Origin of the sequence: Bacillus sp. ISL-55 (assembly GCF_018613155.1) — a bacterium.
Classification (GTDB): Bacteria; Bacillota; Bacilli; order Bacillales; family Cytobacillaceae; genus Mesobacillus.
The window spans coordinates 1-8,444 of sequence record NZ_JAGGQU010000058.1 but is presented as its reverse complement, the minus strand read 5'-3'; the positions used below and the strand labels follow the sequence as shown (position 1 = coordinate 8,444).

Annotated in this window: 11 protein-coding genes; 3 read left to right on the top strand and 8 right to left on the bottom strand. The window is 40.8% G+C overall.

All coding sequences use genetic code 11. The annotated features are described in order from the left end of the window. Positions 1-140, bottom strand: a 140-nt coding sequence (locus tag J7E32_RS21715; RefSeq protein WP_214911651.1) for an NAD(P)-binding domain-containing protein, incomplete at its 3' end; no start/stop codon positions are given. 106 nt (positions 141-246) lie between these two features. Here J7E32_RS21715 and J7E32_RS21710 point away from each other — a divergent pair. Continuing rightward, positions 247-462 carry a hypothetical protein gene (locus J7E32_RS21710; RefSeq protein ID WP_214911650.1) on the top strand — a complete coding sequence of 72 codons (216 nt, stop codon included), beginning with the start codon at positions 247-249 and terminating at the stop codon, positions 460-462. Between the two features lie 124 nt (positions 463-586). Beyond that, positions 587-1,252, top strand: coding sequence for a GNAT family N-acetyltransferase (locus J7E32_RS21705; protein ID WP_214911649.1), 666 nt, complete (start codon positions 587-589; stop codon positions 1,250-1,252). Between the two features lie 379 nt (positions 1,253-1,631). Here the strand turns inward: J7E32_RS21705 and ptsP are convergent, their stop codons facing one another. The 7 genes from ptsP to J7E32_RS21670 all read right to left on the bottom strand — a co-directional run bounded on the left by ptsP (position 1,632) and on the right by J7E32_RS21670 (position 7,932). Beyond that, positions 1,632-3,347, bottom strand: coding sequence for a phosphoenolpyruvate--protein phosphotransferase (gene ptsP, locus J7E32_RS21700; protein WP_214911648.1), 1,716 nt, complete (start codon positions 3,345-3,347; stop codon positions 1,632-1,634). Continuing rightward, positions 3,347-3,613, bottom strand: coding sequence for a phosphocarrier protein HPr (locus tag J7E32_RS21695; RefSeq protein ID WP_041965588.1), 267 nt, complete (start codon positions 3,611-3,613; stop codon positions 3,347-3,349). Before J7E32_RS21695 ends, ptsP begins: the two co-directional genes overlap by 1 nt. A gap of 314 nt (positions 3,614-3,927) precedes the next feature. Then, the gene (locus J7E32_RS21690; RefSeq protein WP_214911647.1) at positions 3,928-5,115 is read right to left on the bottom strand and encodes a hypothetical protein; all 1,188 of its coding nucleotides are present in this window, start codon (positions 5,113-5,115) and stop codon (positions 3,928-3,930) included. 65 nt (positions 5,116-5,180) lie between these two features. Further along, the gene (locus J7E32_RS21685) at positions 5,181-6,377 is read right to left on the bottom strand and encodes a DUF58 domain-containing protein (protein ID WP_214911646.1); all 1,197 of its coding nucleotides are present in this window, start codon (positions 6,375-6,377) and stop codon (positions 5,181-5,183) included. Positions 6,378-6,381: 4 nt separating this feature from the next. Continuing rightward, positions 6,382-7,326 (bottom strand): AAA family ATPase, encoded by a 945-nt coding sequence (locus J7E32_RS21680; RefSeq protein WP_214911645.1) that lies wholly within the window; start codon positions 7,324-7,326, stop codon positions 6,382-6,384. A gap of 143 nt (positions 7,327-7,469) precedes the next feature. Then, a complete protein-coding gene (locus J7E32_RS21675) occupies positions 7,470-7,616 on the bottom strand; it encodes an aspartyl-phosphate phosphatase Spo0E family protein (protein ID WP_286183690.1) in 147 nt (48 codons plus the stop codon). Between the two features lie 121 nt (positions 7,617-7,737). Further along, a complete protein-coding gene (locus J7E32_RS21670; protein ID WP_214911643.1) occupies positions 7,738-7,932 on the bottom strand; it encodes a hypothetical protein in 195 nt (64 codons plus the stop codon). 293 nt (positions 7,933-8,225) lie between these two features. On the opposite strand from J7E32_RS21670, the gene J7E32_RS21665 reads away from it, so the two are divergent. Next, positions 8,226-8,414 carry a YkvS family protein gene (locus J7E32_RS21665; RefSeq protein ID WP_102262010.1) on the top strand — a complete coding sequence of 63 codons (189 nt, stop codon included), beginning with the start codon at positions 8,226-8,228 and terminating at the stop codon, positions 8,412-8,414. Positions 8,415-8,444 lie beyond the last annotated feature (30 nt).

Sequence of the window (8,444 nt, the reverse complement as noted above, 5' to 3'; positions counted from 1 at the left end):
TCAAGCAGGTCAGCAGCCTTTTCCTTTGTTCTGGTATATACGGCGAGCTGATAACCCGCATCAAGCAGATGGCCTGCCATGCTTTTCCCCATAACTCCTGTACCAATAAAGCCGATTACCGTATCTTCTTTAGAAAGCATATGTACTCCTTCTTCCCTTTTTAAATTTTAGTTATATTTTAACATTAGACAGAACAAAAAGCGCAAGCGCCTCGTTCAGCCCCGACAAGCGCTGGAGGGCCGACCAATGAAGTCGTTCTTTGACTTCAATGGGCGGACCGAAGCGACTCGAGGGGCTAGGCGCTGGAGCTGGATTAAGAAAACTTCATGCAGTTATCCACACCCCAATAACTTTATAAATTCCTTAACCATAACAAAAGGCCGAGAATTTACTCCTCGGCCTGCAGAACGATCTACCATTTTTATGCGCATTATTAATTTACCCTTCATGCAATTGTTTTAAACCTATCTTTGCCTAAAACATTAATAGGGAGCGACAAGAGGCTAATTTTTTTCCGTTAAACGATTTGACCTTCCGCTCGCAATGTTTTTATACTGTGCTTATACTAAATTTTTGAGGTGCGGATATGTTCTATAAAGAGCTTTATGTTTACGACAGCAACAAACCAGTAAAAGCCATCATAAGAAACTACACAAAAAATGATTTTGACCAGTTGATCCAAGTTCAAAAGGAAGCCTTTCCGCCCCCTTTTCCAGAAGAGCTCTTGTGGAATACCGAACAACTGACCAATCATATAAGCTTATTTCCGGATGGTGCACTCTGCGTGGAAATTGACGGAAGAATCGCCGGTTCGATAACTGGCTTGATTGTGCATTTGGATGCTGGTGACGAAGACCATTCCTGGGCAGAAATAACTGATAATGGCTATATACGAAATCATGACCAGGAGGGCAATACTCTCTACATTGTCGACATCTGCATAAGCCCTGCTTATCGCAAACTCGGACTTGGAAAATGGATGATGCAAGCTATGTATGAGACTGTTGTGCAATTGGGACTCCAACGGCTTTTGGGCGGAGGCAGGATGCCTGGATACCATTTACATTCTGCCGAACTGTCCATTGATGAATATGCAAAAAAGGTGTTACAAGGTGAAGTGAAGGACCCTGTCGTTTCATTTTTGCTGCGATGCGGCCGTACACCAGTCAAACCCGTAGCAAATTACCTTGAGGACGAAGAATCCTTGAATTATGGAATGCTGATGGAATGGAAGAATCCTTTTAAAATTTAAGAGCTGCCTGTCCGGCAGCTTTTTATATTACCAGCCATAAGAGTGCCGTACTGACGACTTTCTGGATCTGGGCGAAGTTGGTCCTTCTTTGGACAGATTTTCTGTTTTTTCCTCTGAACCTGTCTGAAGTGGGCTCTTCTTCGGATAGCTTTTCCTCTTTTACCGCTGAACCTGTCTGAAGTTGCTCTGCTACCCTGTACTTCCTTTCCTGTTTAGGTAGCGCGTAAAGCTTTAAAGCACAAAAAAATGCCGGCTGATAAACAGCCGGCCAAATCTGGGGGAAAATGAGAATGATTAGCTTACTTTCAGTCTAACCAAAGTGCTTACTCATATATACCCGCTCTATATAGGTTAAAACATTTTTTATATTATAATTATGTTACAAAGAAATTGCCTGGTTTACTGCTTCAACCACTTCTTCAGTTGTGCTCATGTTCAACACATTAGAAGCCAGCTTCTCCATGTCTGCTTTGTTTAAGTTCCTGATCAATGAGCGTGCTTTCAGAATGGAAGAAGCACTCATTGAGAACTCATCGAGGCCTAGGCCAAGCAGGATTGGAATCGCTGTTTCGTCTCCAGCCATCTCTCCGCACATTCCAGCCCACTTGCCTTCTTTATGAGCGGCATCAATGACCATTTTTACAAGACGAAGGATGGATGGGTTGTAAGGCTGGTACAGGTATGATACCTGCTGGTTCATCCTGTCTGCTGCCATAGTGTATTGAATCAAGTCATTTGTTCCGATGCTGAAGAAGTCTACTTCCTTAGCGAATTGGTCTGCAAGGACTGCAGTGGAAGGAATCTCAACCATGATGCCAAGCTCGATATGCTCAGCAACCTGGATGCCTTCCTCAACCAATTTCGCTTTTTCTTCTTCAAGCATTGCTTTTGCTTCCCTGAACTCATTAAGAGTAGCGATCATCGGGAACATGACTTTCAGGTTACCATGAACACTGGCACGTAAAAGAGCACGTAACTGTGTACGGAAAATATCCACTTCCTCAAGGCAAAGGCGAATTGCCCTGAAGCCAAGGAACGGGTTCATTTCTTTAGGCAGGTTCAAATACGGAAGTTCTTTGTCTCCGCCGATATCCAAAGTCCGGACAACGACTGGCTTGCCTTCCATGCCTTCAAGCACTGCCTTATAAGCTGTATATTGTTCCTCTTCTGTAGGAAGCTGGTCCCTGTCCATGTAGAGGAACTCTGTACGGTAAAGGCCTACTCCCTCGCCGCCATTTTCAACTACACCCTTTAAATCCTTTGGTGTGCCGATATTTGCAGCAAGTTCTACATGATGGCCATCTGCTGTTACAGATTTTTCATTAACAAGCTTGGCCCATTCAGCTTTTTGCTTTTCGAAATCTTCCTGGATCTGTTTATAAGCATCAAGCACTTCAGGAGTTGGATTGAAATGAACTTCGCCCTTCAATCCATCAACAACGACGATATCCCCGTTGTTGATTTCTTCTGTAGCTGCCTTCGTACCTACGACTGCAGGAATTTCCATTGAACGAGCCATGATTGCAGAATGGGAAGTTCGTCCGCCGATATTCGTTGTAAAGCCTTTAACAAATTGGCGATTCAATTGAGCAGTATCTGAAGGAGTTAAATCCTCTGCAACGATGACTACTTCTTCAGCGATCATGCTAGGGTTAGGAATCTGGATTCCCAAAAGGTGTGCCAATACACGCTTTGTAACGTCGCGAATATCTGCCGCACGCTCTTTCATGTACTCATTGTCCATGGATTCGAACATGCTAATGAACATATCAGCTGTTTCTTTCAATGCAACTTCCGCATTGACATTTTCAGTTTTGATTTTATCTTCGATGGGTGAAATTAATTCTGGATCGCTCAATACTAGAAGATGAGCATCAAAAATCGCTGCTTTATCAGCACCTAAAGCCGTTCCGGCATGATCGCGGATTTTTTCAAGCTCAGCTTTTGATGTCTGAAGCGCTGTCTGAAAACGCGCAATTTCTTCAGCCGGAACCTCTATTGTTCTTTTTTCAAAAGAAAAATCAGGTTCAACAAGCTTATAGGCTTTCGCGATTGCAATGCCGTTTGAAGCGGCAATTCCCTGGAGAAAGCCCATTATTCAGCTAAACCTTCTTTTTTAAGTGCTTCTTCTAGTGTATTAAGAGCATCTTGCTCGTCGCTTCCTTCAGCGAAGATTGTGATATCTGCTCCCTGGCCGATTCCTAATGACATTACACCCATGATTGACTTAAGGTTAACCTTTTTTTCTTTATATTCTAAGTGGATTTCTGAATCGAACTTGCTTGCAGCCTGTACAAGCATCGTAGCAGGACGTGCGTGAATTCCTGTTTCAGCAACAACCTTGAATTGTTTTTGTACCATACTATATCATTCTCCTTTTAAATAGATGATTAAGATGACCATACATGATGCCTTCCAAACTAAATGGTTCAAGTCAGCGAAAGGTCAAAACTTTAGGCCGCTAAAATGATATTTATATTTTACCCATTTGTAATGTTCTTTCACACCATATATTGTTTCCAATCATTTCCGCAGAAATTCGGATTGGCATCCCACAAAAAAGAATAGCATTTTGCATAGCCTTAGACAATGAAAAAACCTTGATTTTTAAAGGTTTAGAGCATTTTTTTCAGTAAAACGTTTTCATTTTATCGAAATTGTGACAAAAGGTTCTTTTATCGTCGGAAAATTTTCTTTATGTTATTTTTCAACCCTGTTTGGTTATCTTCCTTGCGTAATTTTTCCAGTGCATTCAATTGTTTTTTTATTGTTCTGATTTCATCCTTGAACCAGCCGTTCATCTCTTCATCCAGATGCTCTCCATACCTGACATATTCGTAGGCCTGGATGGTCCGCAGGTCATAGTGGATGCCAAGTCTGTCGAACCATTCCTTGACATCTTCATGATGAAGCCTTCCCAGCTCCTTTTTATGGGCATATTTTTCGAGCTGAAAGATTTCCCTCCTTATAAACTGGTCTGGAACTGCTGTCCTCATTCTAGGCAGCAGGCCGCTGCTTGCTGAACCCTCAATGGGAGTTGCGGTAACAAATCCTGCTTGTACTGCTTCTTCCTCAGGCTGCCTCCTAAATAAATCGGATTTTTTATATATAAAGTAAAATGCAATCCCAATTATTACTGCGAACAGGATAGGACCCCAAAAAGCTGGATCGAAAACCTGCCTGGCCTGCTCGATAGATGTGTCATTTTCTATGTTGGGCATTTGTCCGGAGAAGACTTTGTTGGTCCGGGCTTGCATACTGGGAGAAGCTATCCAGGAAAAAAAAGGATATAACAGAAAAGAGAGTGTCCAGGCAATCACCTGCAAAACATTAAAGAAAATTTCTTTCAGAATGTCTCTTCCAAACGTTAATAACGAAACAAGAAGCAATATTACCCCAAGCAGCTTCGAGTAGGTGACAGCAAATCTCTTTTTCGAGCCTAGTTCAACATCCATCCACTTTAGTAAAAATTGCCCCGATAATATAAACAGCAGCTGAAAGATTAAAAGGAACACGATTTGGATTAAATAGGACCCACCATAAAAATTTGCAAGCGGCGAAATGAAAACACCGATCAGAAATGTGACGACAAGCCATACACTTTCCGAATGACTTGTAGAATCCTGATAAAACTTCAGCACCCTCCAAAAAATCAATATTGCCATAATCCCGGTGTACAAATGATCCAGGTTACTCAGGCTCCCTGCCATGAAAAGAAGAGGCATGATCACCAGAAAATACAAAGGCTTTGCAAGATGAGGCTTCAGTTCCAATAAAATCGTAAAAATAATTGAGGCTGCGGCAGCTGTTCCCATGGTTGCCAGTAAAGGCATTTGTTGGGAAGATAGCAAATGGAATATCACTAGTATGAGGCTTGCAAAGGTCCATTCTATATAAAAACGAAAAAAGACATTTAAAACCCTGCTTCTCATTCTCCAGCCACATCCTTCAGCTTCATTTTCATTGGTTCGAGGAAGGCACTTTCGTTATTCATTTGCAGCTCTAATAATTGGACTCCCTCTCTTAGCCATTCCTGGATATATCCATCAGATCTCTCTGAACGAATCCCTGCATGTATCATAGTTGGCGCAATCGGTAAATGTCTTTTATAAAAAAATAGCACCTGCTCATGTGGAATGGTTGGTGAATGAAAGTCTGCAATTGCCAGTAAATCCAGCAGTTTTTGCAAATGATCCTTGCCAGACCCTAATGGCAGATAAGTAAATGGTGTGAATCCTGCGGACCTGATATTCATACAAAGAGAGAAAGGAATATTCTGCTTATGAAAAAAGTAAGCCATCTCTGCTGTGCTGCTCATCAAAAATTCCAGCTTGCTAGTCACTGAATAGCCGTCACTAACATTGATGAATAGAACGGCACCTGCCTCATTGATCCGCTCATACTCTTTCGTCTGTAATGTCATTTTCCTGGCACTTGCTTTCCAGTTGATCCTATTGAAGCTGTCTGTCGGCAGATAATCTCTTGTTCCGATTGGCCCCATATTATCTTCAAACAGTGAGAAATTGGATGGATTGTGTCCAGGCTTAACTGACTTATGTTTATCTATATTGCGGACCGAAGTTGCCTTGGGATAGACTAATGCCTCCAGGTTGATAACGTCAGAGAACTCGAGAATCGTATCGCCGAACCCAAAGAAATGCGGGATATGCAGCTCCATCTTTCTTATTTTTGATAATCCCCGCTTTTCAGCTTTAAAAGGAATTTTAATGTTGACTTTTTCTTTTTGTCCCATCGAAAATGGCAGGCTTATATCAACTCTGGACGAATGGATATGATACTCGCCTGAAACAGGGACAACAGCACTGTCAAAATAGATGGAGAGATTGCCTTTCATGATTGGCAGGCCTTGATTAAGGAACCGAAGGCTCCACTCTCCTTTGTCTCCGATAAAAAAACGATTTCGATTGCGGTTGTTATCAAAAAACAAGCCTACGCCAATATGTTTCAAATAATAAGAATTACCAGCAGCAATGAGGATAATCATCAGGCCGGCTCCAAACATCAGCCAGGAATTTATGTAAAAGCTTCCAATCATGAAGACGATGCCAAGAAACGCTAATATGGATAGAAAACGGTCCTCAATGACGATTTTTTTCCATTGCATTGGCTTATACCTCAACTTCAACCGGAAGCGGAATAGATTCCAGCAAATCCTCGACTGCTTTTTCTGCAGTCATTGTCAGCGAAGCCTCCGCCGATAGATAAATTCTATGTCCTAACACAAATGGCGCCATCTCTTTCACATCATTTGGAACTACAAAGTTGCGTCCTTTTATAAGTGCTCTACCTTGAGCAGCCTTGACTAAAGCAAGCGTTCCACGAGGGCTGATCCCTAATTCTATAGAAGGATGATTCCTTGTTTTACGGGTGATTTGCAATAGATACTCTTCTACCACCTCAGTTAACTTTACATTCCTGAGTTCCTCCTTAATAGAATTAAGATCCTCCTCACTTATTACGGAGTTGACATCTGTCGTTGGAGTCCCAAACCGATGTTTCTTAATCATCTCCCTCTCTTCGTTTACTTCTGGGTAACCAAGAGATAGCTTAATAAAGAAACGGTCCATCTGTGCAACTGGAAGCTGGAATGTCCCCTGCTGTGATTCTACCGGATTCTGAGTTGCAATAACGAGGAAAGGAGATTTCAAGGAAATTGTATGGCCATCGATCGTTACCTGGTTTTCCTCCATCGCCTCCAGCAGGCTTGATTGCGTTCGAGGTGTTGCTCGGTTGATTTCATCTGCCAGAAGTATATTAGTAACAATAGGACCAGGCTTTAATTCGAATTCCTGAAGTTTCGGATTGAAAAACTGGATACCGGTGATATCACTAGGTAAAACGTCGGGTGTAAATTGGATCCTTGAAAACTGGCCGCTAATACCTTTTGCGAATGTTTTTGCAAGCAATGTTTTTCCCGTTCCTGGCACACTTTCCATCAGAACATGACCATTATTCAAAAGCGCGATGACCATCATCTCTACCTCATGATCTCGTCCAATCACATTTTTACCAATTTCTATTTTTAATTGCTCTAGTTTATTTACTAATTCCATTCCTTTTCCTCCCCTTGAAAGTGACTCTTGTTTTCTCTCTATAAAAGGCTTATGAAAAGTTTAACACCACATCATAAAAAAGTGAATTTTCAGCCATTTTTACCCAAATAAAAAGGAACACTTAATATAGTGCTCCCATAAAATTATTTTGAAAAAATATGTTGGTCTTCCTGGATAATATTTAAAAGCTTATCAAGTTCCTGGCTTGCTGATATGGTTTGGAGGCTTAGAAAACCTGTTTCCCTAGCTGATGAGATCATCTCTCTTCGTTTAAGTTCGATTTCCTCCATTATTTTCCTAAGGCACACAGTCTCCATCAGCAATCACCTCTATCAGTATGTGTTAATATTTTACTACTATTCCACTAATAGGGATAGTGGAATTTACCTAATCACAAATTTTTTTCTCAGATTAGCTCCTCGCCTCGTCAATATATCTAAAAATGACATCTCCGCCTCTTTGGGCGATGCCCTTGAAGTGTTTAAAGTCTTCCCTTTTGACGAGGAATTCACGAAATTCCATAAAATCCTGTTTCGAGACAAAGATTTCTTCCACTTCTCTATTTTTCAAACTTTCCAGCATTCGGACAGCCTGTTCTTTATCCAAATAAACCACCTCTGTTTCTTAAGCTAAAACTATTTTATCTCCTATTACTCAATTTGCAAAACCAAACTGTTTCATGAGTTATAAAATGGGAAAGTAAATAATGAGAACATGTAAATTTCTGTGGATGGAAGTAGGATTATTCTATATAATAGAACATATAAATTGAATTTTCTAACTTTTATAAATTGAAAATTTAGTGAACATTTGAAATTTACTACAGATTTTCCTTTACGGTAGCTAAAAATTAAGGCAAAATGTTAGTAATTCGAAATATAACGAAGGAGCGAGTTTATTTGAAGAAAGCCGATGTTGGAAATGTAATCGAATTCAAAGAAGGATTGCAAGGTGTTGTAGAAAAGGTTAATGAAAACTCTGTTATTGTTGATTTAACATATATGAACAATTTCCGGGATCTAGAGCTCGATCAACGCACGGTCATCAATCATAAAAACTATAAAATTGTAAAAGAAACAGCCTATTAATATATGAAATAATCGAGTAGGAGGGGGTGA

Coding starts and splice junctions, on each gene's coding strand:
- J7E32_RS21680 (WP_214911645.1), bottom strand. CDS start 7,326: ATGGAATTAGTAAATAAACTAGAGCAATTAAAAATAGAAATTGGTAAA.
- J7E32_RS21675 (WP_286183690.1), bottom strand. CDS start 7,616: ATGGAGGAAATCGAACTTAAACGAAGAGAGATGATCTCATCAGCTAGG.
- J7E32_RS21685 (WP_214911646.1), bottom strand. CDS start 6,377: ATGCAATGGAAAAAAATCGTCATTGAGGACCGTTTTCTATCCATATTA.
- J7E32_RS21710 (WP_214911650.1), top strand. CDS start 247: ATGAAGTCGTTCTTTGACTTCAATGGGCGGACCGAAGCGACTCGAGGG.
- J7E32_RS21705 (WP_214911649.1), top strand. CDS start 587: ATGTTCTATAAAGAGCTTTATGTTTACGACAGCAACAAACCAGTAAAA.
- J7E32_RS21695 (WP_041965588.1), bottom strand. CDS start 3,613: ATGGTACAAAAACAATTCAAGGTTGTTGCTGAAACAGGAATTCACGCA.
- ptsP (WP_214911648.1), bottom strand. CDS start 3,347: ATGGGCTTTCTCCAGGGAATTGCCGCTTCAAACGGCATTGCAATCGCG.